This is a genomic window from Thauera propionica (genome assembly GCF_002245655.1).
In the GTDB taxonomy this organism is placed as follows: Bacteria; Pseudomonadota; Gammaproteobacteria; order Burkholderiales; family Rhodocyclaceae; genus Thauera; species Thauera propionica.
This window is the reverse complement of record NZ_NOIH01000010.1, coordinates 91539-117687: the sequence shown is the minus strand read 5'-3', so window position 1 is coordinate 117687 and position 26149 is coordinate 91539. Positions and strand designations below refer to the sequence as shown.

20 protein-coding genes, 1 pseudogene and 1 riboswitch are annotated in these 26149 nt (G+C 69.1%); of the genes and pseudogenes, 3 read left to right on the top strand and 18 right to left on the bottom strand.

Features of this window, described 5'->3' with window-relative positions:
• The first annotated feature begins 23 nt into the window (after positions 1-23).
• The gene (gene torT / locus CGK74_RS10300; RefSeq protein ID WP_240498687.1) at positions 24-1142 is read left to right on the top strand and encodes a TMAO reductase system periplasmic protein TorT; all 1119 of its coding nucleotides are present in this window, start codon (positions 24-26) and stop codon (positions 1140-1142) included.
• Positions 1143-1198: 56 nt separating this feature from the next.
• On the opposite strand, the pseudogene CGK74_RS19435 reads toward torT, so the two are convergent.
• The 6 genes and pseudogenes from CGK74_RS19435 to gcvA form a co-directional block, all read right to left on the bottom strand.
• Positions 1199-3844 (bottom strand): annotated as a pseudogene (locus CGK74_RS19435) (molybdopterin-dependent oxidoreductase).
• Positions 3845-4036: 192 nt separating this feature from the next.
• Positions 4037-5215 carry a ribonucleotide-diphosphate reductase subunit beta gene (locus CGK74_RS10290; RefSeq protein WP_094268396.1) on the bottom strand — a complete coding sequence of 393 codons (1179 nt, stop codon included), beginning with the start codon at positions 5213-5215 and terminating at the stop codon, positions 4037-4039.
• On the bottom strand, positions 5212-8001 hold the full coding sequence (locus tag CGK74_RS10285; RefSeq protein WP_206186231.1) for a ribonucleoside-diphosphate reductase subunit alpha: 2790 nt from the start codon (positions 7999-8001) through the stop codon (positions 5212-5214). Before CGK74_RS10285 ends, CGK74_RS10290 begins: the two co-directional genes overlap by 4 nt.
• Before the next feature lie 93 nt (positions 8002-8094).
• Positions 8095-8667 (bottom strand): GNAT family N-acetyltransferase, encoded by a 573-nt coding sequence (locus CGK74_RS10280; RefSeq protein WP_133091826.1) that lies wholly within the window; start codon positions 8665-8667, stop codon positions 8095-8097.
• Positions 8668-8824: 157 nt separating this feature from the next.
• Positions 8825-9030: riboswitch (cobalamin riboswitch) on the bottom strand.
• The gene (locus CGK74_RS10275; protein WP_094268394.1) at positions 9030-9944 is read right to left on the bottom strand and encodes a ketopantoate reductase family protein; all 915 of its coding nucleotides are present in this window, start codon (positions 9942-9944) and stop codon (positions 9030-9032) included. Its footprint overlaps the riboswitch before it by 1 nt.
• Before the next feature lie 49 nt (positions 9945-9993).
• Positions 9994-10917 (bottom strand): transcriptional regulator GcvA, encoded by a 924-nt coding sequence (gene gcvA / locus CGK74_RS10270; protein WP_094268393.1) that lies wholly within the window; start codon positions 10915-10917, stop codon positions 9994-9996.
• Between the two features lie 217 nt (positions 10918-11134).
• Here gcvA and CGK74_RS10265 point away from each other — a divergent pair, with 217 nt between their 5' ends.
• Together CGK74_RS10265 and CGK74_RS10260 are read left to right on the top strand one after the other, a co-directional pair.
• On the top strand, positions 11135-12643 hold the full coding sequence (locus tag CGK74_RS10265; RefSeq protein ID WP_094268457.1) for an acetyl-CoA hydrolase/transferase family protein: 1509 nt from the start codon (positions 11135-11137) through the stop codon (positions 12641-12643).
• Positions 12644-12739: 96 nt separating this feature from the next.
• The gene (locus tag CGK74_RS10260) at positions 12740-13303 is read left to right on the top strand and encodes a DUF2242 domain-containing protein (protein ID WP_240498686.1); all 564 of its coding nucleotides are present in this window, start codon (positions 12740-12742) and stop codon (positions 13301-13303) included.
• On the opposite strand, the gene CGK74_RS10255 is transcribed toward CGK74_RS10260, so the two are convergent.
• The 12 genes from CGK74_RS10255 to bioA all read right to left on the bottom strand — a co-directional run bounded on the left by CGK74_RS10255 (position 13216) and on the right by bioA (position 25923).
• On the bottom strand, positions 13216-14103 hold the full coding sequence (locus CGK74_RS10255; RefSeq protein ID WP_133091823.1) for a trypsin-like serine peptidase: 888 nt from the start codon (positions 14101-14103) through the stop codon (positions 13216-13218). The genes CGK74_RS10260 and CGK74_RS10255 overlap by 88 nt on opposite strands.
• A gap of 100 nt (positions 14104-14203) precedes the next feature.
• Positions 14204-15184 carry a quinoprotein relay system zinc metallohydrolase 1 gene (locus CGK74_RS10250; protein ID WP_094268391.1) on the bottom strand — a complete coding sequence of 327 codons (981 nt, stop codon included), beginning with the start codon at positions 15182-15184 and terminating at the stop codon, positions 14204-14206.
• Positions 15181-16002 carry a quinoprotein dehydrogenase-associated SoxYZ-like carrier gene (locus CGK74_RS10245; RefSeq protein ID WP_240498685.1) on the bottom strand — a complete coding sequence of 274 codons (822 nt, stop codon included), beginning with the start codon at positions 16000-16002 and terminating at the stop codon, positions 15181-15183. The genes CGK74_RS10250 and CGK74_RS10245 overlap by 4 nt, the downstream gene beginning before the upstream one ends.
• Entirely contained in the window at positions 15999-16466 is a 468-nt protein-coding gene (locus tag CGK74_RS10240) for a cache domain-containing protein (protein ID WP_094268390.1), read from the bottom strand. The genes CGK74_RS10245 and CGK74_RS10240 overlap by 4 nt, the downstream gene beginning before the upstream one ends.
• Before the next feature lie 66 nt (positions 16467-16532).
• A complete protein-coding gene (locus CGK74_RS10235) occupies positions 16533-18332 on the bottom strand; it encodes a methanol/ethanol family PQQ-dependent dehydrogenase (protein WP_094268389.1) in 1800 nt (599 codons plus the stop codon).
• 273 nt (positions 18333-18605) lie between these two features.
• A complete protein-coding gene (locus tag CGK74_RS10230; RefSeq protein ID WP_094268388.1) occupies positions 18606-19865 on the bottom strand; it encodes an Hsp70 family protein in 1260 nt (419 codons plus the stop codon).
• Between the two features lie 88 nt (positions 19866-19953).
• On the bottom strand, positions 19954-20967 hold the full coding sequence (bioB, locus tag CGK74_RS10225; RefSeq protein WP_094268387.1) for a biotin synthase BioB: 1014 nt from the start codon (positions 20965-20967) through the stop codon (positions 19954-19956).
• A complete protein-coding gene (bioD, locus tag CGK74_RS10220) occupies positions 20964-21689 on the bottom strand; it encodes a dethiobiotin synthase (RefSeq protein ID WP_094268386.1) in 726 nt (241 codons plus the stop codon). Before bioD ends, bioB begins: the two co-directional genes overlap by 4 nt.
• A 91-nt stretch (positions 21690-21780) precedes the next feature.
• The gene (gene bioC / locus CGK74_RS10215; RefSeq protein WP_094268385.1) at positions 21781-22575 is read right to left on the bottom strand and encodes a malonyl-ACP O-methyltransferase BioC; all 795 of its coding nucleotides are present in this window, start codon (positions 22573-22575) and stop codon (positions 21781-21783) included.
• Positions 22568-23299 carry an alpha/beta fold hydrolase gene (locus CGK74_RS10210; RefSeq protein WP_094268384.1) on the bottom strand — a complete coding sequence of 244 codons (732 nt, stop codon included), beginning with the start codon at positions 23297-23299 and terminating at the stop codon, positions 22568-22570. The genes bioC and CGK74_RS10210 overlap by 8 nt, the downstream gene beginning before the upstream one ends.
• The gene (bioF, locus tag CGK74_RS10205) at positions 23292-24518 is read right to left on the bottom strand and encodes an 8-amino-7-oxononanoate synthase (protein ID WP_094268383.1); all 1227 of its coding nucleotides are present in this window, start codon (positions 24516-24518) and stop codon (positions 23292-23294) included. The genes CGK74_RS10210 and bioF overlap by 8 nt, the downstream gene beginning before the upstream one ends.
• The gene (gene bioA / locus CGK74_RS10200; protein WP_094268382.1) at positions 24484-25923 is read right to left on the bottom strand and encodes an adenosylmethionine--8-amino-7-oxononanoate transaminase; all 1440 of its coding nucleotides are present in this window, start codon (positions 25921-25923) and stop codon (positions 24484-24486) included. The genes bioF and bioA overlap by 35 nt, the downstream gene beginning before the upstream one ends.
• Positions 25924-26149 lie beyond the last annotated feature (226 nt).

Sequence of the window (26149 nt, the reverse complement as noted above, 5' to 3'; positions counted from 1 at the left end):
ACCGGCGAGGTGCCCGCCGGGTGATGCAAACCGCGCTGCTTGCGACGCTCTTCGCCGCAGGTGTCGTCTCGTCCGCCGCGCTGGCGTCCCCCGCGGCAGGGTACGCCGACTGGCTGGCGGAGCGCTGGCCCGTCGAGCGCTGGCCCGTCGAGCGCTGGCGCGGCGACCAGCGCGCGCCGGAAGGCGCAGGGCAGGCGTCGGGCATCTTCGAGCATGTCGCGGCGTCGCGGCCGTGGCGGCTGTGCGCCGTCTATCCGCACCTGAAGGACAGCTACTGGCTGGCGGTTAACTTCGGCATGGTGGAGGAGGCGCGTGCGCTGGGCCTGGGCCTGCAGGTGCTCGAGTCGGCCGGCTACGAGCATCTCGAGCGCCAGCGCGAGCGCGTCCGCGCCTGCCTTGCGGACGAAGGCAGCGATGCGCTGCTGGTGGGCACGGTGAGCTACGCCGGCCTCAACGACCTGCTCGCGCCCGAGGCGGCGCGGCGGCCGGTGCTGGCCCTGGTGAACGACATCGACGCCAGCGCGGTGCAGGGCAAGGTCGGCGTGCCCTGGTACCAGCTCGGCTGGAAGATCGGCCGCTGGCTGGCCGAGCGCCACCCGGCGGGGTCCGCCGGGGCCGACATCGCCTGGCTGCCCGGGCCGCAGGATGCGGGCTGGGTGGACTTCATCGACCGTGGCTTTCGCGACGCGATCGCGGACAGCGCGGTGCGCATCGTCGCGGTGCGCGGCGGCGATACCGGGCGCTCGATCCAGCGCCAGCTGGTCGAGGAGGTCCTCGACGCCCATTCCCGGCTCGATTACCTGGTGGGCAACGCACCGATGGCGGAGGCGGCGATTGCCGAGTTGCGGCGGCGCGCTCGCGAGGGCGAGGTCGGCATCGTGTCGTCCTACGTGACGCCCGGCGTGTATAGCGGGTTGCTGCGCGGGCGCATCCTGGTGTCGGTCAGCGATTTTCCGGTGCTGCAGGGGCGCATGGCGGTACGGCAGGCGCTGCGCGCGCTGGAAGGCATGGAGATCGAACCTCACGTCGGCCCCGGCGTGGAACTGGTCGATGCCGCCACGCTGAAGCGTTTCCCGGCGCACTGGATGCTGCCGCCGGCGGGCTTCGTGCCGGTCTACGAAGTGGCGCCGACCCGGCCTTGAGGACCGGGCCGGCGCCATGCCGGCTTGCGCCGCTTAGGGGTTGGGGTTGGAAGGGCTTACTTCTTCGCGTTCTTCTCGAGGAATTCCAGCACCAGCTTGCGCTCGTCGTCGGTCAGGCCTGCGCGCGGGAACATGCTCTCGGTGATGCCGTGCCACTGCTTCACGGTGTAGTCGCCCGGTTCGCGCGGCACGTGGCACAGCGTGCAGCGCTCGTAGAAGAGCTTTTCACCCGGCGTCAGGCCGGCGGTGGAGGCGGCCTTGGCCTTCTGCGCGCGCTCGGTGAGGCTCAGTGCGGCGGCTTCGATGCGGGCTGTGCTGTTCTCGACCACCGGCGGCTCGTAAGCGCGGTTCGGGCCTTCGGCGTCGGTGCATTTGCGGAACGAGGCGAGGCAGGTGTTGGCGCTGGTGGCCTGGCTGAGGTCGCTCGCCGCCACGCTCGTGGTCAGCACGTTGATCGCGCCGCTGTTGCAGCGGCCCTTGCTGTCCTTCGACAGCCAGGCGCCTTCGTAGATGCTGATCACGCCCTTCATGATGTTGGGCGACACCCGGGCGCCGACGATGACCGCGCCGCGATCGTTGTAGACCTCGATCAGGTCGCCGTCCTTGACGCCGCGCTCGCGCGCGTCCTCCTCGCTCACCAGCGCGAATTCGCGGCCCTGGATGTTGAGGTGCTTCGAGCATTCGGCGTTGGCCATCTGCGAATGCACGCGCATGAAGGGGTGCGGGCTGACCACATGCACCTGGCCCGGCTTGGCGTTGCCGAGGAACTCGGCCGGCTCGAGGTACTTCGGGATCGGCGGGCATTCCTTGGTGCCGAAGCGCTCGAAGGCTTCAACATACAGGCCGATCTTGCCGGTGGCGGTGTGCAGCGGGTTCTTGACCGGGTCGGCGTAGAAATCGCCATGGCGCACCCAGCGCCGGGCGGCCTCGGGCACTTCCATCTCGGCCACGCCGGTTTCCCAGAATTCCTCGAACGGGATCGTGGCGTCGGTGCTGGCGTAGCTGTTCTTGACGATGTCCATCACCGTCAGGCCTTCGGTGAAGCCGTATTCGACGCCGAACAGTTCGGCCAGGCGGCGGAAGATCTCGAAGTCGTCCAGGCTCTCGCCGTAGGGCTGGATCACCTGGCGCATCGCCCAGATCTTGTCGTTGCTGTAGGTGCCGCCGGTGCTGATGTCGTTGCGCTCGAGGTGGCTGGTGGCCGGCAGCACGATGTCGGCGTAGCGCGAAGAGGCGCACCACCACGGGTCCTGGTTCACCACGGTGTGCACCTTCTTCGCCATCGCCTCGATCAGCTCGTTGGTGTTCTGCTGGTGATGGACGAAGTTGTTGCCGGCGTTGTAGATCATGTGCACGTCGGGGAAGGTGAAGTTCGCACCATCGCGGGTGTAGGGCCTGCCGGGGTTGAGCAGCATCTCCGAGATGCGCGAGGCCGGGCAGCGGCCCTTGGCCGGGTTGCGCCCCTGCGGAATGCCCACCGCGCCACGCTTGCCGGAGACCGGCATGCCGCCACCACCGTAGTGCCAGGAGAAGCCCACGCCTTCGCCCGGCTTGCCGATCTTGCCGGTCATGGCGGCGAAGGCGATGATCGCCCAGTGCGTCATCTCGCCGTGGTGGGCGCGCTGCAGCGACCACGCGCCGGCGAACTCCGTGCGCTTGCTGGCGAAGAGGTCGGCCATCTCGACGATCTTCGCCGCCGGGATGCCGGTTATCTTCGCGGCCCATTCCGGCGTCTTGGGCGGGGTCCCGTCGGCGTCCTTGCCGAGCAGGTAAGGCAGGAACCTGTCGAAGCCCACCGTGTACTTGTCGAGGTAGGTCTTGTCGTACTTGCCTGTGGTATAGACGTGCCAGCACATCGCCAGGAACAGCGCGGTGTCGGTGTTGGGGATGATCTTCACCCACTCGGCGCGCATGGCCTCGTCGGTGGTGGTGCGCTGCGGGTTGATGGACACGAACTTCACGCCGGCATCGCGGATTGCCTCCCAGCGCGAGTACATCTGGTGGTCGGCCACCGTGTATTCGATGCGGTTGTTCTTCCACGGGTCGCAACCGACCAGCACGAAGACCTCGGTGTGGTCGCGGATCACTTCTCAGGACGTCTGCGGTGAGTACACCTCCATGTCGCCGATGATGTGCGGGAGGCTGACCTGCGAGGCGCCGCCGGAATAGTCGCCGGTGGTGACGCTGTGGCCGCCGATGAGGCCGAACAGCCGCCCCTGCAGCACCTGCGGGCGCAGTACGCCGGCGTGCGACCAGCCGCCGTAGGACGAGCTGAACACCGCGTCATTGCCGTGCTGCTCGATCGTGCGCAGGCTGGCGTCGGCGACCAGCGCGAGCGCGTCTTCCCACGACACGCGCACGAAGGGTTCCTTGCCGCGCAGATGCCCCTTGATGTCGCCGCGCGGGTTGGCGAGGTAGGAACGGCGCACCATCGGATACTGCACCCGGGTCGGGTGGTAGGTGCGGCTCAGCACCCCTTCGAGCAGCATCTGCGTGGGCATCGGGTCGAAGTGCTTCAGCGGTTGCACGCCGACCAGGACCCCGTTCTTCACCACCGCCTTGAACGGGCCGTAGTGCGAGGCGTGGGGGATCAGCACGGTGTCCGCGCCGAACACCTCGTGGACCCCGAACAGCTTGAGCCCGCCGCTGGCGACGGCGAAGGCGGCGGTGGACTTCAGAAAGGCGCGGCGGCTGAACGACATGATGCTTCTCCTTGATCACGCTCCCGTCCGACGAAGGTCGGCGGTCCTGTTGAGCGTGATCTTCCGCCGCACGGGTTAACGGCGGCCGGAGAATTGCTAATGCAGGCTGCGGGTGTGTGAATGGGATTAACGAAACCGCCGGGCGCCGGGTGCAGCGCGGCCCGATGCCCGCGTCTGCTACCCGGCAGCGACTCACTCCCAGCTCAGTGCGCCGCCGGTCTGGTACTCCGTGACCCGCGTCTCGAAGAAGTTCTTCTCCTTGCGTAGGTTGGCCTGCTCGTCCAGCCAGGGCAGCACGTTTTCCGCACCGGGGAAGGGCTCGGCCAGCCCGAGCTGGCGGGCGCGGCGGTTGGCGATGTAGCGGAACTGGCCCATGTGCTGCGCGGCCGAGTAGCCGAGGATGGGCTCGCGCAGCAGATAGCCGGCGTAGGCGGCTTCGGCGGCCTCGGCCTCTTCCCACAGGCGGGCGAGCGCCGCGGGATCGAGCTGCAGGTTTTCCTCGGCGATGAGCGTGCGCACGGTGCGGATGCCGAAGGCGCAGTGCAGCACCTCGTCGCGCATGATGTACTGCAGCTGCTCGGCCGTGCCCTTCATCAGCCCGCGCCGCTGCAGCGCGAAGATGGGCGTGAAGCCGTTGTAGAACCAGCAGCCCTCGAAGATGGCCGCGAAGAAGAGGTAGGAGAGCGCGAATTCGTGCAGGTTGTCGCGGTCGGTGAGGTCGAAGTCGGCCCGCATCACACGCTCGAGGCGGCGGTTGGCGAGCGCGATCTTGCCGTGGATCTCGGGCACGACGCGGTAGCGGTTGTAGATCTCCTGCTGGTCCAGGCCCAGGCTTTCGATGCAGTGCTGGTAGGTCCAGGTGTGCAGGGCTTCCTCATACACCTGGCGGGCCTGGTAGATCTGCAGTTCGGGCGCGGTCATCTTTTCCATCACCGCCAGGCCGATGTTGCGCATGGCGAGGATGTCCGAGGTGGTCAGATAGGACAACACGTTCTCGAACACATGGCGCTCGGCCGGCGTCAGGCGATGGTGGTAGTCGTGAACGTCCTGCGCCATGGAGATTTCCAGCGGCGTCCAGTGGTTCTTGTTGGCGTTGAGGAAGAACTCCCACGCCCAGGGGTACTTGAAGGGCGCGAGCTGGTTGATGTCACCCTTGCCATTGACGATGCGCTTGTCGGCAGCACGCACCGGCGCCAGCGCGCCCGGCCGTGCATCGGTGGCGGACAGGGCCGCGTCGGGGCGGGATGCCGGTGCCGTGGGCGTCACCGAGGGCGCCGGGGAGCCTGCCTGGCGGGAGGCTGGCGTAGTGGCTGGAGCAGTGGCTACCCGAGGGCGAACCGGCGTGTCCCAGTCGTCGAAGAAGGCGGTCATTGGCAGGCCTCGCAGTCGGGGTCGAGAATGGAGCAGGTCTTGGGCACCGGGCCGGCGCTGGCGGCGGACGGCGTGGTGGTGCCGGTCTTCTCCATGGCGGTGGCGCCCAGCGTGCGCAGGTAGTAGGTGGTCTTGAGCCCGCGCAGCCAGGCCAGGCGGTAGAGTTCGTCGAGCTTGCGACCCGACGCGGCGGCGACATAGAGATTCAGCGACTGCGCCTGGTCGATCCACTTCTGCCGGCGCGAGGCGGCTTCAACCAGCCAGTGCGGCTCGATCTCGAAGGCGGTGGCGTAGCGCGCCTTGAGTTCGGCGGGAATGCGCTCGATCGGGGCGAGCGAGCCGTCGAAATACTTGAGGTCGGCCACCATCACTTCGTCCCACAGGCCGAGCGCCTTCAGCTCGCGCACGAGATGCGCATTGACCACGGTGAACTCGCCCGACAGGTTGGATTTGACGTACAGGTTCTGGTAGTCCGGCTCGATCGAGGCGGACACGCCGACGATGTTGGAGATCGTCGCGGTCGGCGCGATGGCGACGCAGTTCGAGTTGCGCATGCCATGGCGGGCGATGCGTTCGCGCAGCGGGCCCCAGTCGAGCGCGGACGAGCGGTCGACTTCGAGCAGGGCGCCGCCGCCGGCGCTGCTGCGGCCACGGCCCTCGGCCAGCAGCGCGAGGCTGTCCTGCGGCAGGATGCCCCGGTCCCACAGGCTGCCGCGGAAGCTGGAATACGGCCCGCGCGCCTCGGCCAGCTCGGTCGAGGCCCAGTAGGCGGCGTGGCACACGGCTTCCATCGAACGGTCGGCGAACTCGATAGCGGCATCCGATGCGTAGGCCAGGCCCATCATGTGCAAGGCGTCGGCAAAGCCCATGATGCCCAGGCCCACCGGGCGGTGGCGCAGGTTGGCGGCGCGCGCCTTGGGCGTGGCGTAGTAGTTGAGGTCGATGACGTTGTCGAGCAGGCGCATCGCGACGCGCACGGTGCGCTGCAGCTTGTCGTGGTCGAGCGTCCAGCGCCCGTCGCCGTCGCGCACCAGATGGGCGGGCAGGTTCACCGAGCCGAGGTTGCACACCGCGGTCTCGTCGGCCGAGGTGTTGAGCGTGATCTCGGTGCACAGGTTGGAGCCATGCACCACGCCCACGTGCTGCTGCGGCGAGCGCAGGTTGCAGGCGTCCTTGAAGGTGAGCCACGGATGCCCGGTCTCGAACAGCATGGTCAGCATCTTGCGCCACAGCTGGAGGGCGGGCAGGCGCTTGAAGAGGCGGATCTCGCCGCGCTCGGCCTTTTCCTCATACGCGCGGTAGGCCGCCTCGAAGTCCTGGCCGTAGCGCTCGTGCAGGTCGGGCACGTCGACCGGCGAGAACAGGGTCCACTCGGCGTTCTCCAGCACGCGTTTCATGAACAGGTCGGGGATCCAGTTCGCGGTGTTCATGTCGTGCGTGCGGCGGCGCTCGTCGCCGGTGTTCTTGCGCAGCTCGAGGAATTCCTCGATATCGAGGTGCCAGGTTTCGAGATAGGCGCACACCGCGCCCTTGCGCTTGCCGCCCTGGTTCACCGCCACCGCGGTGTCGTTGACCACCTTGAGGAAGGGGATCACGCCCTGGCTCTGGCCGTTGGTGCCCTTGATGCGGCTGCCGAGCGCACGCACGGGCGTCCAGTCATTGCCCAGACCGCCGGCAAACTTCTGCAGCAGGGCGTTTTCCTTGATCGACTGGTAGATGTCCTCGAGGCTGTCGGCCACCGTCGTCAGGTAGCAGGACGACAGCTGCGAATGGCGGGTGCCGCTGTTGAACAGCGTCGGCGTGCTGCTCATGAAGTCGAAGCTCGACAGCAGCTCGTAGAACGCGATGGCCTGTGCCTCGCGGTCGATCTCGTTGATCGCCAGGCCCATCGCCACCCGCATGAAGAAGGTCTGCGGAAGCTCGATGCGGCGGTCGTCGACATGCAGGAAGTAGCGGTCGTACAGCGTCTGCAGGCCGAGGTAGTCGAACTGCAGGTCGCGCTCGGGCCGGATCGCCGCCGCCAGGCGGGCGAGGTCGAAGTCGGCCAGCCGGGGATCGAGCAGCTCCGCCTCGATGCCTTGGCGGATGAAGGCGGGCAGGCAGGCGGCGTAGCCTCGATCGGGGTCGGCCATGTCGGCCTGCGAGATCTCGTGCCCGATCACCTCGACGCGGATGGCCGACAACAGCAGGCGCGCGGCGACGTGGCCGTAGTCCGGCTCGCGCTCGATCAGCGTGCGTGCTGCCAGCACCAATGCCTGGCGCACAGCGGCAATCGGCACGCCGTCGTAGAGGTTGTGCAGGGCGTGTTCGAGCACGGTGTCGGCGGACACGCCGTCCAGCCCTTCGCAGGCCTCGCGGCACACGGCGAGCAGGGCGGCGCGGTCGAGCGGGCGGCGCGCTTCGCCATCGACGACGTGCAGCACGGGGCCGGTGCCGCCCGCCTGCGCTTCGGTGTCCTGCTGCGCGGCGCGTTCGGCGGCGCGGCGTTCGCGGTAGAGCACGTAGGCGCGCGCGACGTCGTGCTCGCCCGAGCGCATCAGCGCCAGCTCGACCTGGTCCTGGATGTCCTCGATGTGCAGTATGCCGCCGTCGGGCAGGCGACGGGTGAGGGCGCCGACCACGGTATCGGTGAGTCGGGCCACGATGTCGCGTACGCGTGAGGACGCCGCGCCCTGGCGGCCCTCGACGGCGAGAAAGGCCTTGGTCATGGCGACGGCGATCTTGTTCGGATCGAAGGCAACGACGGCGCCATTGCGGCGGATGATCTGGAAAGCGGCGAGTTGCATGGCGCTATCAAGTGCTTCGGCGGGAAGTCGGTCCACGGGTGGTCCTCGTCTGGGTGAGTGCGGATGAAACGGGTTTCTGAGGGAAGGCGAGCTTCAGGCGGCCGCGAGGCTGACTGCGCTGGGGGCCGGGCAAGGATGGGCGTCGTCGCCGGCGTGGGACTCGGCCCGCAGATCCAGCGTCAGGGGGGCGGTGTGGCTGCCGCCAGGCCGACGGAAGCCGCTGGCGGCAGCCATGTGGAGTACCGCCGGGCTGACGCTGTGACACACGATCCGGCCTGCGCCGTGCAGGCGGGCCAGTGCAATGACGTGGTTGAACAGTGCTCGGCCCAGTCCGCGCTGGCGATGAGTTGCGGTGACGCTGAGCCCGAAGTCGACCTCCCCATCGCGCACCGCGACATGGGCGAGGGCGACGATGTCGCCTTGTGCGGTGCCCAGACCATGCACATGGTCGCGTGCGAAATCGAGCGTGGCGACGTAGGCGGCGATGCCTTCGTCGCGGATGCCGTGGCTGAAGCGCAGCAGGCGGTCATCGGCATCCAGCGCAAGAAGGTGTTCGAGGATGCGGGGGGCGTCGGCGGGGCCGAAGCGGAACATCGGCCTCAGAACGGCGCCCGTGGAATCGGTCGGCGGTGTCAGCGTTGCAGCGGGGCGGTCGGCGGTGGACATGGCGGAGATCCGGTGCGGGCAGGGCGGATCTCCGACGCACGGGCGTGATGCGTCACGCGCATGGCAATGCCATGCGGTGCTGCCGTGCCATCAGGAAAACGAGCAAGTGAAATGGTGTGAGCCATGCCTCTTGTCAGGGACACCCCGCCCCAAACTGTTGAAGGTGATGTGCATGGCAGGTCTCCTGGCTCACGGGTCATCGCCTTGCGCCAGCCTTCCCGGAAGATTTCCAGTGGCAGAGAGGGCGCAGGACTCGCCGATTACAGTTGCGGGGGCAGCTCCGGGTTTCGCGCTGGGCGCGGCACCGGATTCCCTTTTCATGTCCGCCGATGACAGCGGACAACCATGAACAGGGGCGGAGGTTAGCCCTGGCCCCCGGCGCTGTCAAACGTGCCGCGTTCGATCGTGCGCACCAGGGTATGCACCGCGCGATGCGTCGGCACTTCGAGTCCGGCCGCCTCGGCCATTGGGAGCAGCGCGCCGGTGATGGCGTCGATCTCGGTGCGGCGGCCGGCAAGCACGTCTTGCAGCATGCTGGCGCGGTTGGCGGCGGTGGCGCGGGCGACGCCATGCACTCGCGCGAGTGCTGCCGCTTCGTCGAGCTCGAGGCCGTTGGCGCGCAGTACCGGCAGCGCCTCGCGCACCAGGGCGTCGAGCAGTGCGCGGTGCGGCGGTTCGAGCAGGGCGCCGTTGGGCACGCGGAACAGCGCCGCGAGCGGGTTGATGGCGAGGTTGATCAGCAGCTTGGCGAGCCGGGCACGGACGATGTCGGGATCGACGCGGGCGACGAAGCCGGCGCGCACGAACAGCGCCGCGAGGTCCTCGAAGCCGGGCGGCAAGAGGGTTTCGCCGGCGCCCGACGGGTGGATGCCGGCCGCGTCGCGGTAGGCGCCTTCGGTCGTCACGCCCTGGCCGACTGTCACCGCCGGGCAGGCCGCGCGCAACTGCGCCTCGATCAGTCCGTTCTGCAGCGACAGCAGGCCGCGCGGCTGCAGCGCGCCGGCGAGCCGGGCGGCGTCGGCGGTGTCGCCGGTCTTCACCAGCAGCACCGCCCAGTCGGCGGTGGGCAGGGTGTCGGGGGCGAAGACGTCGAGCCGGCGTGACTGGCCGCCGATCTGCACACCGCGCGCCAGCTCGGCTGCGCGCGCCGCATTGCGCGCGATCACCGCCACCCGGCCGGTGGCGACAAGCCGCGCGGCGAAGGCGAGGCCAAGCGCTCCCGCGCCGACGATCGCAATGGGGTAGTGCGGGCGGGGCGTATCGGGTGCGACGGTCATTGTGGCGGCTCTCCTGTCTCGTGGCGGTGAGGACTGATGGCGACGGGCGCTATTGTGCCGCTTCATGCAGCAGCCAGCGTTCCAGGGCCTGCGGCGCGGGGCGGTTCGCCACGCGCTCGTGCATCACCAGGTAGTAGGCGCTGGGCGAGGGCAGGCCGAGATCGAAGGGAATGACGAGGTGGCCGGCGCGGATGCGCTCTGCCACCAGCGGCCGTGGGGCGAGCACGACGCCCTGGCCGTCGAGGGTGGCGGCCAGCGCGAGCGCAGCGTTGGAAAAATGGCGTCCGCGGCGTGCGAGTTGCGGGTCCAGCCCGGCCTTGTGCAGCCAGGCGGTCCAGCCGACGTCGCTGAGGGTGTCGTCGTGGATCAGCGCGAAGCGCGGGAGGTCTGGCGGTGCGTGCAAGCCGGCCTCGACCAGCGAAGGGGCGCACACCGGCACGTAGTCTGGGGCGAACAGGGGTACGACACGAAAACCGGGATAACGCCCCTTGCCGTAGAGGATTGCCACGTCGCTGCGTGCCTCGCGCGGGTCGGTGCGCAGGCTGTCGAGCACGCTGGCCTCGCGCGGGCCATCCACCGTGTCGGAGGTGCTGGCGAGCCGCAGGTCAACATCGGGATGTGCGGCGGCAAAGCGGGGCAGACGGGGCACGAGCCAGTGGCTGGCGAAGGAGGGCGGCGCGGTGACGACCAGCGGGCCGGCCGACGCTTGCCGCGTGCTTTCCACCGCGGCGGCGAGGCAGTCGAAGCCCTTGCGGATGCCCGGCAGCATCGCCGCGCCGTGCTCGGTGAGGGCCAGCGCGCGCACCTTGCGATGGAACAGCGGCACGCCCAGATAGGCCTCCAGCGCGCGGATCTGCTGGCTGACGGCGGCCGGCGTCACGCACACCTCGGCGGCCGCCTTCTTGAAGCTCAGGTGGCGTGCCGCAGCCTCGAAGGTGCGCAGCAGGGGCAGGCTGGGGAGACGGTAGGTCATGGCGCGATGGTTAAGTGGAGCTTAATCATCGAATAATAAATCGTCGTTTGTGGCGCAGCCAGCCGCCGACTAGACTGCGCGCTCATGTATCGGTAATGCCCCCCGGCACCCCGTCCCTCCCTCCTCTCCTTGGGCGGGGCGCCGGACCCCCTTCGGGCGACCGGGTTTGCGCGCCATTTTCCGCAAGGACTGGCGCGTTTCTTTTGAGAGCCATCCGATGAGCGAATCCCGCATCCACTGCGCCGCCCTGGGCGCCAAGATCATGTCGGCCGACGAGGCCGCGGCCCTGATCCCCTCCGGCGTCAATGTCGGCATGAGCGGCTTCACCGGCTCCGGCTACCCGAAGGCGGTGCCGGCGGCGCTCGCGCGGCGTATCGAGGCCGAGAATGCGCGCGGCCAGCGCTTCCGCATCGGGGTGTGGACCGGGGCGTCGACCGCGCCCGAACTCGACGGCGCGCTGGCTAAGGTCGACGGCATCGAGATGCGCCTGCCCTACCAGTCCGACCCGGTGTGCCGCGAGCGCATCAACGCCGGCGAGATGGAATACATCGACATCCACCTGTCGCACGTGGCGCAGTTCGTGTGGTTCGGCTTCCTCGGCAAGCTCGACGTGGCGGTGGTCGAGGTGGCGGGTATCCTGCCCGACGGCCGGCTGATCCCGTCCTCGTCGGTGGGCAACAACAAGACCTGGCTGGAGCAGGCGGACAAGGTCATCCTCGAGGTCAATTCGTGGCAGAACTCCAGGCTCGAGGGCATGCACGACATCTACTACGGCACCCAGCTGCCGCCGCACCGCAAGCCGATTCCGCTGGTGGGCGCGGCCGACCGCATCGGCGAGCCTTACCTGCGCTGTGACCCGGGCAAGGTCATCGCGGTGGTCGAAACCCATAGCCCGGACCGCAACTCGGCCTTCTCTGCGCCGGACGAGAACTCGCGCCGCATCGCCGGCCACATCCTCGAGTTCCTGCAGCACGAGGTGAAGAAGGGCCGCCTGCCCGCCGATCTGCTGCCGCTGCAGTCGGGCGTGGGCAACATCGCCAACGCGGTGATGGCCGGGCTCAACGAGGGGCCGTTCGAGAACCTCACCGCCTACACCGAGGTGCTGCAGGACGGCATGCTGGAGATGATCAAGTCGGGCAAGCTCGCGCACGCCTCGGCCACCGCCTTCTCGCTCAGCAACGAGGCGCTGGCCGAGCTCAACGCCGACCTCGACCGTTACCGCGAGCGCATCGTGCTGCGCCCGCAGGAGATCAGCAACCACCCCGAGGTGATCCGGCGCCTGGGCGTGATCGCAATGAACGGCTTGATCGAGGCCGACATCTACGGCAACGTCAATTCGACCCATGTGATGGGCTCGAAGATCATGAACGGCATCGGCGGCTCGGGCGACTTCGCGCGCAACGCCTACCTGTCGATCTTCATGACGCCGTCGCAGGCCAAGGGCGGCGCGATCTCGTGCATCGTGCCGATGGTGTCGCACGTCGATCACACCGAGCACGACGTGCAGGTGCTGGTGACCGAGCAAGGCCTCGCCGACCTGCGCGGGCTGTCGCCGCGCCAGCGCGCCAAGGTGGTCATCGACAACTGCGCGCATCCCGACTTTCGTCCCGCGCTGCGCGACTATCACGAGCGCGCGCTTGCCCATGGGCCGGGTCGCCACACGCCGCACCTGCTGGGCGAGGTCTTCGACTGGCACCTGCGTGCGCTGCGCGGCGAGCGGATGTAAGTTCCTGTTAACGCGGCGACAGGCGCCGCGCAGGCGGGGGCCGGATGCTCTAACATTCGGGCTCCGACTTTCCCGATCTGCCCGGAAGCCTGCTTCATGTCCTGCGCCCGCCGTCGTCTCGTCCCGTTTCTTGCTTCTGCCGTCACCTTGGTGGGTGCAGGTTGCGCGTCGGCACCCCCGGCGGTGTATCAGTCCGAATCCTTCCAGCGCGAGTCGCCCTTCGTGACCTGGAGCACGCGCGAGCCGGCCGGTGCCTGCGAACTGGGCAAGCGCGCACTGCTGAGCCAGGGCTACCAGATCGACGGCACCGACCCGGTGCGGGTGAAGGGGCAGAAGCTGTTCCAGCCCAAGCCGGATCAGGGCGTGAGCCTCGACATCACCCTGGTCTGCCTGCCGAGCAACGTCGGCGCGGTGGTCTACGCCAACGCGCTGCAAACGCGCTTTGCGCTGAAGGCCGCCTCGACCAGCACCGGCGTCAGCGTGGCCGGCCTCGGCTCGATCTCGCTGCCGTGGTCGGCGGACAAGGAGGCGATGGTGAAGGTCGGCGAGGAAACCGTGACCGATCCCGATTTCTACCGCCGCTTGTTCGCGCTGATCGAGGCGCTCGATGGCACCAGTGTCGGCAGTGCCGACCTGGGCAGTGCCGAAGTGCCGCGCTGACCGATGAGTTGCTGCACCTGCCGCACGAAAGTGGCGGCGTGCAGCATCTGGTTGCGGTGGCGATGGCTGTAGGCGGGCAGCACGCGCTCGGTCGGCGCGTGGCGCAACTGGATCAGCCCGATCACCTTCCACTGCCCGTTGGCCTGGCGCTCGAGCACCGGGCCGCCCGACATCCCAGCACCGAAGGCGCAATCGACGCCGATGAGGCCGAATACCGGCCCGCTCTCCCGCGCGCGACAGCCTTCCTCGACGGCTACGCCGGGCCGGCGCTTGTCGCGCGGGAAGCTGACCGTCATCAGCGGCCCGGCCGGCGGACGGTCGGCCTCGCCGTCGTCGGCCACCGGCAGGTAGCCATAGCGGCGCCCGGCACAGTCGTCCAGTTCCAGCACCGCCCAGTCGCCGCGCATGCCGACCGCGGAGCCGGGGAAGTAGCGGCCGGCGAGCACCGGCCGGGCGGGGATGTGCTCGGAGAAGCGGCCGGCGTTGAGCGGGTCGGGGCCGATGTGCAGCGTCAGCCCGCGACCTTCGTCGTCGCCGAGAAAGGCGGAGTGATGGGCGGTGACGGCGTGGCACTCCCCCACCAGGAAGGCGCTGCCGACCTGTCGTTCGCCCTTGCTCAGCATGCCGACCGCGCGCAGCACCGGCTCGGTTGCCGGCTTGTAGGCGCGGCCGTCCTCGCCGAAGACGTTGCCCAGCGCAGGCAGGGCGAGCAGCGACAGGCCGGCGAGCAAGACAATGGCGAACCGGCGGCCGGCAGACGACGGCTTGCGTGGATTTTGAGCGAGCGGGGACGGGGACATGGCTGATTCCCTGAAGGATTCCGCATGATCTCGGCACGGCTGCATGCTGCACGCCACGGGCGCGTCTTGCAAGGCGCGCCCGGATGACGCCACGACCGGTTCAGCGGCTGCCGAGTGCGGCGCGCTCCGCCGCCGGGAAGAGATGCACGACCGAACGTCGGTACTCGTGTTCGACGAGCGCGAGCGTGCGGAATTCCGCCGCGACCGGCAGCGTCATCGCTTCGGCCATGTCCAGCCCGCTTTCCGCCGCGGCCTGCAGTGTGCGGGACAGCCAGTCGAGATAGGCGCGTGTCTGGCGGAGCGGCTCGGTGTCCTCGTGGACCGCGCCGTGGCCGGGCACCCAGCGACGGGCCGGTAGCCGCTCAAGCTGCGCGATTGCCTCCATCCAGCGCGGAATGTCGGCGTGTGGCGTGGTCGGGGCACGGCCGTTGAAGACGAGATCGGCCGCGAACACCGTGCCGCTGACGTGGTCGATCACCACCAGGTCGGCCGCGGTGTGGCCACCGAGCGCCAGCAGCTCGATGTCACGCCCGGCGACAAGCTGCCGGCCGGCGGCAAGACGGCGGCGTGGCACCACCACCTCGGTGTCGCGCATCCAGTCGCCGACCAGGCGGTAGAGGTTGTCGTTGAAGGCGCCGCCTTCGGCCTCGATGCCGGCGATGGTGGCAGGCAGGGCGGCGAGCGTGTCGGGCGGGAAGGCCTGGTTGCCGAGAAAGTGGTCGGGGTGGTGGTGGGTGTTGATCGTCAGCACCACCGGCAGCGGGGTGATGCGGGCAATGGCGACGCGCATCTGCTCGCCGTAGCGGCGCGAGGAACCCGTGTCGATGACGATCACCCCGGCCGTGCCGACGATGAAGCCGGTGTTGGCGATGTCGCCGCCATTGGCGGTGGAGAAGTCCTCCTTGCGGCCCTCCAGCACATACACGCCGTCGGCGATCTGGCGCGGCACGAGGCCGTAGTCGAAGGCGGCCGAGTCCCGGGCGTGAGCGCGATCGAGGGCAAGCGCGAGCAGCAACGGGGCGAGCATGAAAGCCAGCAAGACATACCGCCAGCTGCGGGCGGTGGAGCCGAGCCGCTTCACGGTCTCACCTCGGCGTCGATGAGGTTGCCGTTGTTGTCGCGTCCGCGGATGCGCAGCGGGCCGGCCGCGCCGATCCCTGCCGGCAGGTCGAAGCTGAACACGGGGTTCTCCGACACCGGTTCAAAGGCTTCGGCGCGCACCAGCACGCGGCCGGCGCCGTCGGCGATCTCGAGCGTCTCGATGTGGAAGGCGGGGATGCCCGGTGCGAGTCCGGTGTCCATCGGATGCACGATGCGCAGCCGCAGACGGTCACCATGGCCCACGCCCGGCCACAGGCGGGCGCCGACCTCGTTGAGGCGCTGCTGCCATTCGGCCGAGCCCGAGCCGAGCGAAGGCAGGGTGCAGCCGCCGCCGCTGGTGCGCACCCAGGCGCCGCCGAGGTGCCAGGTGCCATCGGCGGTGCGCGCGGCGGCACGTACCGGGCTCGACTGCTGCAGCTTCAGGCGCAGGCCGAAGGCGGCCGGCGCGGCCAGCGGTTCCACCCGCAGCGCCTTGACGATGGGATTGAAGTCGGCGAACACCAGCACCTCGCGCACCGCACCCAGCGCGGTGGCGTCGATGGCCACCGGCACGTTGAGCGGGTCTTCGGCGCTGAACGGCGCGGTGACCGCGATGCGGTCGTCGAACACCACCGGCGCGTCGGCGAAGAAGGCGCGCCGCATGTCGTCCCAGCGCGAGGAGTCGAGCGGGTCCGCGCCGGGCTGCAACGCCGGCGCGGCGGCGAGCACCCGCCCCGCGGCAACGAACGGCAGGGCGGCCGCGCAGGCGAGGCCGAGCGCGGCGCACACGGTCCGTCGCGCGGGGTGGGCGGGCTTCATTCGAGGTAGTGCCCCACACCGAGCACGTAGTCGCCGATCTTGCGCACGTAGCTCGCCTTGGGCTCGACCTTGTTGGTGGTCCGGTTCAGCCATACGTAGCGCACCGTGGCTTCGGGCGCCTTGCGCGTGGCGTCGATCATCTCGCGGAACAGTGGCGTGCCGGCGGCGTCGGTGGTGTCGAGCACCTTCAGACCGACCAGCGCCTCGGGCGCGGCGCCGCTGGCGTGGTAGACGCCCTGGTCGTCGATCACGAACACGTACAGGTCCTTGCGGACGAACTGGCCTTTCTGGTTGTTGAAGGCGGCGAAGGCGCGTTCGGCGCCGTTTGTCTCCATGTACTGCACGGCCTGGTCGAACATGGCGCGGGCTTCGGCCGGCGTGCCGCGGTCGGCGGCCAGGGCGCTGCCGGCGACCGTTACAGCGAGCGCGGCGGCGAGTGCGCCGTTGAGGATGCGGGTCTTCATTGCGGGGACTCCTTCGTGGAAGAAATGGCGCCGGGCCGCGCGGCGGGCGCGGCCCGGCCGGCAGGCTCAGGACTTGTGCAGCTTGAACACCCAGACGGAGCCCCCCTGCTCGAGCATGTTCACCCGCTTGGCCACGTCGCCGCCCCACAGCGGCACGGCGCCGCCCCAGCCCGAGACGACGGCGACGTACTGCTCGCCGTCCTGCTCCCAGGTCACCGGCGGCGCGATCACGCCCGAACCGGTCTGGAACTGCCACAGCTCCTTGCCGTTGCGGGCGTCGATCGCCTTCAGGTAGCCCTCGGGCGTGCCATAGAACACCAGGTCGCCACCGGTGGTCATCACGCCACCCCACAGCGGCGCGTTGTTCTTCACCTCCCACACGATCTTGCCGCTCACCGGGTCCACCGCACGCATCGCGCCGATGAAGTCCTCGTGCAGCGGCTTGATGGTGAAGCCCGCGCCGAGGTAGGCCGCGCCGCGCTTGTACGAGATGGGCTCGTTCCAGATGTCCATGCCCCATTCGTTGGCGGGCACGTAGAAGTAGCCGGTCTTCGGGCTGAAGGCCATCGGCATCTGGTTCTTGCCGCCGAGGAAGGAGGGCGCGTTGAACACCACCTTGCCCTTCTTGTCCTCGCCCACGCCTTCGGCGAAGGGGTTGCCGGGACGCTTCTCCTCGTCGTAGATCGGACGCCCGGTCTTGAGGTCGATGCCCTTGGCCCAGTCGATGCGGTTCACGAAGGGGAAGGCGTTGAGCAGTTTGCCGTCGGTGCGGTCATTGACGAAGAAGAAGCCGTTGCGGTCGGCCTTGCCGCCGGCCTTCACCAGCTTGCCGGTGGCGGGGTCGTTGTACTCGAAGGAGATGAATTCGTTGACGCCGTCGAAGTCCCAGCCGTCGTGCGGCGTGCTCTGGTAGTGCCACACGATCTTGCCGGTGTCGGGGTCGATCGCGATCGTGGACGACGAGTACAGGTTGTCGCCCGGGCGCAGCCAGCTGTTCCACGGCGCGGGGTTGCCGGTGCCGATGTAGATCAGGTCGACGTCGGGGTCGTAGTAGGCGGCCTGCCAGGGTGCCGCGCCGCCGGTCTTCCACAGGTCGCCCGGCCAGGTGGCATTGGTGGTGCCGGAGATGCCGTTGTCCACCGGCTTGCCTTCGGCGTCGTAGGTGTAGCCCATGTGACCTTCGACGGTCGGGCGGGTCCAGATCAGCTTGCCGGTCTTCGCGTCGCGCGCATCGACGCGACCGACGATGCCGAATTCGCCGCCCGAGTTGCCGGTGATGACCATGCCCTTGACGATCTGCGGTGCGGCGGTGAAGGAGTAGCCCGCCTTGTAGTCCTCGATCTTCTGCCGCCACACGACCTTGCCGGTGTCCTTGTTCAGCGCGACGAGCTGGGCGTCGAGCGTGCCGAAGATGACCAGGTCGTCGTACAGCGCGGCGCCGCGGTTGATCACATCACAGCAGGGCATGATGCCGTCTGGCAGGCGATGCTCGTACTTCCAAAGCTTCTGGCCGGTCGTGGCGTCGAGGGCGAAGATGCGGCTGTAGGAGGCGGTGACGTACATCTTGCCGTCGTGGATCAGCGGCTGCGACTGCTGGCCGCGCTGCTTCTCGCCGCCGAAGGAAAAGGACCAGACGGGCACGAGGTTCTTCACCGTCTCGATGTTGACCTGGTCGAGCGGGCTGTAACGCTGCCCCTTGGTGCCAAGGCCGTGGGTGACGACCTGGGTGGTGATGGTGGCGTCGTTGACGATGTCGTCGTCGCTCACGCCCTTGGCCTGGGCGTTGAGCGCGGCGAGGGCGAAGGCCGTGGCGGCGAAGCTGGCGAGCAGCCGCGGACGGCGTGCGCTGCGCAGTGGGGTGTGCATGGTGGTCTCCTCTTGTGGTTTGGCGCGTTTGCCATTCGGGAGCCCGGTTGCGACGTGCGCGTCCGGGCCTGGGAGCACCAAGCGCAAGCACCATGCCATCGGCCCGCAGGCCCGCAATCGCGTGCCGACGCTGCTACATGGGCTGCTCCACATGCTCCAGCGCGCCATGCGGACGCTGGAGCGGAGCGCTCCGTAGAGCAGGCGGGTGGCGACGCGGAGCGGCGGCCGAGGAGGGGAGCGGGCGGGAGCCCGTCGTGGGGACGGGCGGGGCGGTCAGCCGTAGCGGCGCGCGGCTTCCACCGCGAGGCCGGCGCCGATGCTGCCGTAGAGGTCGCCCTCCACGCTGCGCGCAGCGGGCAGTTCGGCGGCGATGCGGGCACGCAGCTGCGCGACGCCGCTGGCGCCGCCGGTGAAGTACACGGTGTCGACCTGGTCGCGCCGCAGGCCGGCGTCCTGCAGCAACTGCCCCACGCATTCGCCGACGCGCTCGACCAGCGTGGCGGTGGCGGCGACGAAGTCCGCCGTGGTGATCGTGTGCTGCAGGCCGTCTTCCAGCCGGTTGAGATCGAGGTGGGCGGCGGCGGCGGTCGACAGGTCGATCTTGGCCTGCTCCACCTGCAGCGCCAGCCAGTGGCCCTCGCGCTGGCTGACGAGGCGTGCCAGGCGGTCGAGTTCGGTGCGGGCCGCGGCGTCGCGGTAGATGTTCTGCAGGTCGGCCCAGGCCTGGCGACTGTAGGCGAAGTTGATGGTGTGCCAGGTGGCGAGCTGGAAGTAGAGGCTGGCGGGGATATGGGCGCCGTTCTTCATCAGGCCGCGGTAGCCGAGCAAGGGCATCACGCAGTCCAGGCTCAGCGCGCGGTCGAAATCGGTGCCGCCGATGTGCACGCCGGCGTTGCCGAGCAGGTCGTCGGCACGCTCGTCGCGCCGCGCGCGCTCGGGCGAAAGGCGAACCAGCGAGAAGTCGGCGGTGCCGCCGCCGATGTCGGCGATCAGCACGACCTCCTCGGCAGTCAGCGAGCGCTCGTAGTGCAGCGCGGCGCCGATCGGCTCGAACTGGAAGCTCACCTCGCTGAAGCCGACCTGGCGGGCAATGGCTTCCAGCGTGTCCTGCGCCTTGCGGTCGGCGGCCTCGTCGTCATCGACGAAGTGCACCGGGCGCCCGAAAACGGCCTGGTCGAACGCGCGGCCCGCCTGCATCTCGGCGCGGCACTTGAGTTCGCCGATGAAGCTCGCCAGCAGATCGCGGAAGCGCAGCGCCCGCCCGCCGACCTCGGTCTGGCCGTCGATCAGGCTGGAGCCGAGCAGGCTCTTCAGCGCGCGCATCAGCCGGCCTTCGTAGCCCTCGAGGTACTGTTCCAGCGCGTCACGGCCGAAATGGGTGCTGTCCTCGTCGGCATTGAAGAACACCGCGGACGGCAGGGTCGGTTTGTCGTCCTCCAGCACGAGCAGGGTGCTCGCATCGGGGCGCAGCCAGCCGACAGTGGAGTTGGAGGTGCCGAAGTCGATGCCGCAGGCGCGGGCGGGAGCGTGCATGGGGGCGGGCGGCGTCGGGCCGCAGGGCGGGTGGGGCCGCGCATGCTAACCGAGTGGCGCGTGCGCGGCCAGCCTTGCCGTGCCGGTCTCAGTCGCCCTGACCCTGGATGCGCATGTCGAGGCGTTCGAGCAGGCTGCGGTCGCGTCCGGTGCGCGGGTTGGAGGTCGTCAGCAGGTGGTCGCCGTAGAAGATCGAATTGGCGCCCGCCATCAGGCACAGCGCCTGCAGCGCATCGTCCATCTTCTCCCGCCCGGCCGACAGGCGCACGTAGGTGCGCGGCATGGTGATGCGCGCGACGGCGATGGTACGTACGAACTCGAAGGGGTCGATGGGCTCGACGTCGGCCAGCGGCGTGCCCGGGATGGGGACGAGGTTGTTGATGGGCACGGACTCGGGATAGGGCTCGAGGTTGGCGAGCTGAGCGATGAGGCCAGCGCGGTGCGCACGCGTCTCGCCCATGCCGACGATGCCGCCGCTGCAGACGTTGATGCCGGCCGAGCGCACGTTGTCCAGCGTGTCGAGGCGGTCCTGGTAGGTCCGCGTGCCGATGACCTTGCCGTAGTACTCCGGTGCGGTGTCGAGGTTGTGGTTGTAGTAGTCGAGGCCGGCGTCCTTCAGGGAGTTGGCCTGTTCGGCGTCGAGCATGCCGAGCGTCATGCAGGTCTCGAGGCCGAGCGCCTTTACCTCGCGCACCATCGTCGTCACGCGCTCCATGTCACGCGCCTTGGGCGAGCGCCAGGCCGCGCCCATGCAGAAGCGGCTGGCGCCCTGCGCCTTGGCGGCACGGGCGGCTTCCAGCACCTCGTCGACCGGCATCAGCTTCTCGGCCTTCAGTCCGGTGTCGAAATGCGCGGATTGCGAGCAGTAGCCGCAGTCCTCGGCGCAGCCGCCGGTCTTGATCGACAGCAGGGTCGAAAGCTGGATCTCGCTCGGGTCGAAGTGCTCGCGATGCACTTGCTGGGCGCGGAACACCAGGTCCATGAAGGGCAGGGCGAACAGCGCCTCGACGTCTTCGACGCGCCAGGGGCCGGTGGCGACCGGGGCGGGCTGGGGTGCGGTACGGCGCAGGGCGTCGGGTGACACGGTGGCGACAGTGGTCATGGGCTCTCCTTGAGGGTGGAATCGGAATCGAAAAGGTGATGCAGCGCGGGCACGTTCAGGTACGGGGCGATGGCTTCGGGTGACGGTGCCGGCAGGCGGGGCACCAGGCCCAGGCAGGGCGCATTGCCCAGCCCGACGGTCAGGGCATCAATCGTGGCGGAGGCCTGGGCCATGGCCGGGTCGACTGTGTTGGCGACCCAGCCGCACAGCCGTAGTCCGCGCGCACGCACGGCTTCGGCGGTGAGCAGGGCATGGTTGATCGCGCCCAGGCGCAGGCCGACGACCAGCAGCACCGGCAGGCCCAGGTCGCGTGCCAGGTCGGCGCTGTCCCAGTCGCCGGCGGCGTCGAAAGGTACGCGGAAACCGCCGACGCCTTCGACCACCACCCGGTCGCAGCGCGCCGCCGCAGCCTGGATGGTCGCGAGTATGCGGTCGCGGTCGATGCTGCGACCTTCGAGCGCCGCGGCGACGTGCGGCGCGCAGGCGGCCTCGAACTGGAAAGGCGCGATCTCATCGACGCCGAGTGGCACACTGCTCGCCGCACGCAGCGCATGGACGTCTTCGTTGATGCGCTCGCCATCGATCGCACTCATGCCGGCGGCGACCGGCTTCAGTCCGGCGACGCGCAGCCCGGTCTTGCCCAGCAGGCTGACGATGGCGGCGGCGATGGTGGTCTTGCCGATCTCGGTGTCGGTGCCGGTGATGAAACAGCCACGGACCATTACGGCGTCTCCCGAAATTCGATGAAAGCGTTGAAACCTGGACGATGGCGCGGGGCTCGGCTCATGTTCCTTCATCCTCTATTGCGGGCCCTTACAGGCGCTTGTTCAGAACGGCGTACACCACCTGATAGGTGGCCGGCAAACCCTCGGGAGTGCGCAAGCGCTCGTACGCAGCGGCCAGCGCGCGGATCCGCGCCGGACTGGTGAGCCCGTCCGGACGACCGGGGTTGAGGTTGTGCGCACCGAGATCCTTGAGCGAACGGGTCAGCGCACGCAGGTCGGTAAAGTGCAGCGTCTGCGCCCGGCGTTCAAGCGTGCTCACCTCGAGCCCGCTTTCCGCGCACAAGGTCTCGTAGTCGCGGAATGCGCGGAAGCGGTTGACGTGGGTGAAGCCGTCCACCGCCCGCCAGCTGTCGCGCAGTTCGCCCAGGGTGCCCGCGCACAGGCTGCTGAAGGCCAGTACGCCGCCGGGCCGCAGCACCCGCTGCGCCTCGCCCAGCACGGCGGCGAAGTCGCCACACCACTGCACCGCGAGGCTGGAGTAGATCAGGTCCAGGCTGGCGTCGCGCAGCGGCAGGGCCTCGGCATCGCCGACGATGAAATGACGCGCACCGCCCCGGGGTCGGGCATGGTGCAGCATGCCTTCGGCCAGATCCAGGGCCGCGCCCGAATCGGCGCCGAAGCGCTCGGCCAGCAGCCGGGTGAAGTGTCCGGTGCCACAGCCCAGGTCGAGCCAGCGGGGGGAGGTCAGATGCGGAAGGCGCGCCAGCAACTGTGCACCAACCTGGCGCTGCAGCGAGGCGACCGCGTCGTAGCTGCCCGCCGAACGGGAGAAGGAGGCGGCCACCCGACGCTTGTCCGGTACGACAGGCAGTTGCTCAAGCATCGCCGTCCCCGCCGATGAAGGCCTGGATCGCCGCCGCGACCTCGCCTGGCTGTTCCAGCGGGAAGGCGTGGCTGACGTCCTCGATCAGCCCGATCCCGGTGTTCTGCCGTAAGGCCAGCAGGTCGCCGGCCACCTCGGCTGGCACCAGGGCGTCGGCACCGGCAAACAGGTGCAACTGCGGCCCGGCGAAGCCTTGCAGCGCACTGCGCCCATCCAGGCTGCCGAGTACCTGCAGTCCGGCCAGCAGCACCTGTGGCGCGGCCTCGGACACCGCGGCCTGCAGTTGGCGCGCCAAGCCGCGGGCTTCCACCGAACCCTGCGCGCAGAGCAGGCAGAAGCGTCTGAGGGTGGCGGCGGGATCGGCGCGGCAGCCCTCGACGAAGGCGTTGAAGGTCACCTCGCCCATCCCGTGCGACCAGTCGGCGCCCGCCACGAAACGTGGGTTGCTGGCCAGGGTCAGCAGGCCGCGGCAGCGTTCGCCGCGCAGCGCCGCCAGTTCACTGGCGAGCATGCCGCCGAGCGACCAGCCGCCCAGCCAGGTCTGCGGCGGAAGGCGCTCGTCCAGTTCCTGCAGCCAATCCCGCGGGTCGCCACTGGCCCGTTCGGGCAGGGGTTCGATGTCCACCCGCAGCATCGGATCGAGCACGCGCAGGGTTTCGGCCAGCGGTGCCAGCGGCGCGCTACCCAGACCCCAGCCCTGCAGCAGGATCAGGTGCTTATGCATGGCCGTTCCCCCCGGGCCGGCATGCGGCCAGTGTTGTGGATAAGCGTTCGACGTCGTCCAGCGTGTGCGCCGCGCTGAGCGTGATGCGCAGCCGCGCCGTATTGGCCGGCACGGTGGGCGGGCGGATCGCAGGCACCCACAGGCCTGCCGCGTCGAGCGTCGAAGCCAGCGCCAGCGCGGCGGCATTGTCGCCGACGATCAGCGGCTGGATGGGCGTGGCGGAATCCGCCAGTTGCCAGCCTCTGCCCGGGTCGCGGGCGATCAAGCCGGACAGGCGGTCACGCAGCGCAGCCGTCAGCGTGGCGAGCTGTCGCCGCCGTGACGCGCCTTCCTCGCCGGTAATCAGCTTCAGGCTGGCGCTCAACGCATGCGCCAGCGCCGGCGGCATCGCGGTGGTGTAGATGTAGCTGCGCCCACTCTGCACCAGCGCATCGACGATGGCCGGATGGGCGGCGACGAAAGCGCCCGCGACGCCGGCGGCCTTGCCCAGCGTGCCCATGTAGATCAGGCGCGTGCTGCTCAGGTCGTAATGCGCCAGCGCGCCTTCTCCGTTCGGACCGAGCACGCCGAAGCCGTGAGCGTCGTCGATGATCAGCCAGGCGTCGTGGCGTTCGGCCAGTTCCAGCAGTGCGGGCAGGGGCGCGATGTCGCCGTCCATGCTGAACACCGCGTCGGTGACGATCAGCCGGATCGGTTGCTCGCAGTCGCGCAGCATGGCGTCGAGCAGGTCGAGCCGGCCATGCGGATAGCGCCGCATGCGGGCGGCGGCGAGCAGACCGCCATCGACCAGCGAGGCGTGGTTGAGCTTGTCGGCGAAGATTGCGGCCTCGCCGTCGCCGAGCGTGGTGAGCAGCGCCAGGTTGGCCATGAACCCGCTGCAGAACAGCAACGCCGCCGCGTCCGGCACCCAAGGTGAGAGCAGCCGCGCCAGTTCGCCTTCAAGCCGGGCATGGGCCAGACTGTGGCCGGTGACCAGATGCGACGCCCCGCTGCCTGCGCCCCAGCGCTGCGCGCCTTCGGCCAGTGCCGCGGCGATGACGGGGTGGCTGGCGAGGCCGAGATAGTCGTTGCTGCCGAAATTCAGCAGTTGGCGCGAGCGGCCCCGTCCGTCCTCGACGGTCTGCAGGGGCGCGCAGGGCGAGGCGGCCACACGCCGGCGGCGCAGCAGTGCCGCCGCCTCGCGCTCAAGCCGTCGCCGGGTCAGATGCGCAAGCAGCATTGTCGCTCCGGGTGGAGGTGTGCCCGCCGAGCGTCTCGTCGAGCGTCGCCCGCACGCGCGCCGCCAGCCAGGCGGCCAGGTCGTCGTCGAGCACGTAGGGCGGCATCAGGTAGACCGTGCGGCCGATCGGCCGGATCAGCAGGCCGTTGGCGCGGCCGGCGAGATGGAAGCGCTCGGCGAAACGCTCGCCCGCCACGTCTGGGGGCACGTCGAAGGCCCAGATCATGCCTTTGTGGCGCAGGTGTTCGATGCGCGTGTCGTCGGCAAGCGGCGCAAGCGCGGCGCTGAGCAGGGGGGCGGTGGCGCGGTTGCGCGCCAGCACATCGTCTTCCGCAAAGCGGTCGAGCACGGCCAGCGCGGCGCGGCAGGCGAGCGCGTTGCCGGTGTAGGAGTGCGAATGCAGGAAGCCGCGCGCCACGTCGTCATCGAGAAAGACCTCGTAGATCGCATCGCGCGTCAGCACCAGCGACAAGGGCAGGTAGCCGCCGCTGATGCCTTTCGACAGGCAGACGAAGTCGGGCCACAGCGGCGCCTCGCCGGGGCGTGCCGCCTGCTCGAAGGCGAAGAAGCTGCCGGTGCGGCCGCAGCCCACGGCGATCTCGTCGGCGATCAGGTGGACTTCGAATTCGTCGCACAGGGCGCGCACGCCGCGCAGGTAAGCGGGGTCGTGCATCGCCATGCCGGCTGCGCACTGCACCAGCGGCTCGACGATGAAGGCGGCGATGTGTTCGTGCCGCGCCTCGAACAGTACCCGTACGTCGCCGAGCGCACGGGCGGCCACGTCCGCTGCCGTCTCGCCATCCAAGGCCTGGCGCGCATCGGGCGACATCACGAGATGGGCCCGCATCAGCAGCGGATCGTAGGTGTTGCGGAACACGGCGACGTCGGTGACGGCCAGGGCCCCGAGTGTTTCACCGTGATAACCTTGCCGCACACAGACGAACTCGTTCTTGTCGCTTCGCCCCTGGTTGCGCCAGGCGTGGAAGCTCATCTTGAGCGCGATCTCGACCGCCGAGGCGCCATCGCTGGCATAGAAGGCATGGCCGAGCACGCCGCCGGTCATGGTCCGCAGGCGCTCGGCCAGCTCGACCGCGGGCGCATGCGTGCAGCCTGCGAGCATCACGTGCGGCAGGGTTTCCAGTTGGTCGCGCAGCGCCGCATTGATGCGGGCGTCCGCGTGACCGAAAAGGTTCACCCACCACGAACTGTTGGCGTCGAAGTAGCGGGCTCCCGCGTAGTCATGCAGCCACGCGCCTTCGCCGCGGGCGATCGGCAGGGGCGGCACGGTGCCCAGGCGTTGCATCTGGGTACAGGGGTGCCACACGTTGTCGATGCTGCGGCGCTGCCACGCAGCCTGCGTTTCCGCGCGACCGTCGGACTGTCGCAAGGCGGGGTCGATCAGCATTTCGTGATTTTGAATACATAATTACGAAGGCGCGATTGTGTCAGCAGTGACACAAAATGGGAATACGCGACCAAGTCAGCGCGATGTCCCCGCCGGGGCGCGATACACGGTGCGCGATATCAAGCTCCCGCCGCGCCCGCTACCTGCCCAGGGAAGGCTTTGTGCTGTACCACGGGTCGTTCAATAGTTGATATTGATGTTTATAAAAACAATCTAATAGCTTCAC

Excerpts from the sequence above, each read along its gene's own strand:
- torT (WP_240498687.1), top strand. The coding sequence starts at position 24 with ATGCAAACCGCGCTGCTTGCGACGCTCTTCGCCGCAGGTGTCGTCTCG.
- CGK74_RS10290 (WP_094268396.1), bottom strand. The coding sequence starts at position 5,215 with ATGACCGCCTTCTTCGACGACTGGGACACGCCGGTTCGCCCTCGGGTA.
- CGK74_RS10285 (WP_206186231.1), bottom strand. The coding sequence starts at position 8,001 with ATGCAACTCGCCGCTTTCCAGATCATCCGCCGCAATGGCGCCGTCGTT.
- CGK74_RS10280 (WP_133091826.1), bottom strand. The coding sequence starts at position 8,667 with ATGTCCACCGCCGACCGCCCCGCTGCAACGCTGACACCGCCGACCGAT.
- CGK74_RS10275 (WP_094268394.1), bottom strand. The coding sequence starts at position 9,944 with ATGACCGTCGCACCCGATACGCCCCGCCCGCACTACCCCATTGCGATC.
- gcvA (WP_094268393.1), bottom strand. The coding sequence starts at position 10,917 with ATGACCTACCGTCTCCCCAGCCTGCCCCTGCTGCGCACCTTCGAGGCT.
- CGK74_RS10265 (WP_094268457.1), top strand. The coding sequence starts at position 11,135 with ATGAGCGAATCCCGCATCCACTGCGCCGCCCTGGGCGCCAAGATCATG.
- CGK74_RS10260 (WP_240498686.1), top strand. The coding sequence starts at position 12,740 with ATGTCCTGCGCCCGCCGTCGTCTCGTCCCGTTTCTTGCTTCTGCCGTC.
- CGK74_RS10255 (WP_133091823.1), bottom strand. The coding sequence starts at position 14,103 with ATGTCCCCGTCCCCGCTCGCTCAAAATCCACGCAAGCCGTCGTCTGCC.
- CGK74_RS10245 (WP_240498685.1), bottom strand. The coding sequence starts at position 16,002 with ATGAAGCCCGCCCACCCCGCGCGACGGACCGTGTGCGCCGCGCTCGGC.
- CGK74_RS10240 (WP_094268390.1), bottom strand. The coding sequence starts at position 16,466 with ATGAAGACCCGCATCCTCAACGGCGCACTCGCCGCCGCGCTCGCTGTA.
- CGK74_RS10235 (WP_094268389.1), bottom strand. The coding sequence starts at position 18,332 with ATGCACACCCCACTGCGCAGCGCACGCCGTCCGCGGCTGCTCGCCAGC.
- CGK74_RS10230 (WP_094268388.1), bottom strand. The coding sequence starts at position 19,865 with ATGCACGCTCCCGCCCGCGCCTGCGGCATCGACTTCGGCACCTCCAAC.
- bioB (WP_094268387.1), bottom strand. The coding sequence starts at position 20,967 with ATGACCACTGTCGCCACCGTGTCACCCGACGCCCTGCGCCGTACCGCA.
- bioD (WP_094268386.1), bottom strand. The coding sequence starts at position 21,689 with ATGGTCCGTGGCTGTTTCATCACCGGCACCGACACCGAGATCGGCAAG.
- bioC (WP_094268385.1), bottom strand. The coding sequence starts at position 22,575 with ATGCTTGAGCAACTGCCTGTCGTACCGGACAAGCGTCGGGTGGCCGCC.
- CGK74_RS10210 (WP_094268384.1), bottom strand. The coding sequence starts at position 23,299 with ATGCATAAGCACCTGATCCTGCTGCAGGGCTGGGGTCTGGGTAGCGCG.
- bioF (WP_094268383.1), bottom strand. The coding sequence starts at position 24,518 with ATGCTGCTTGCGCATCTGACCCGGCGACGGCTTGAGCGCGAGGCGGCG.
- bioA (WP_094268382.1), bottom strand. The coding sequence starts at position 25,923 with ATGCTGATCGACCCCGCCTTGCGACAGTCCGACGGTCGCGCGGAAACG.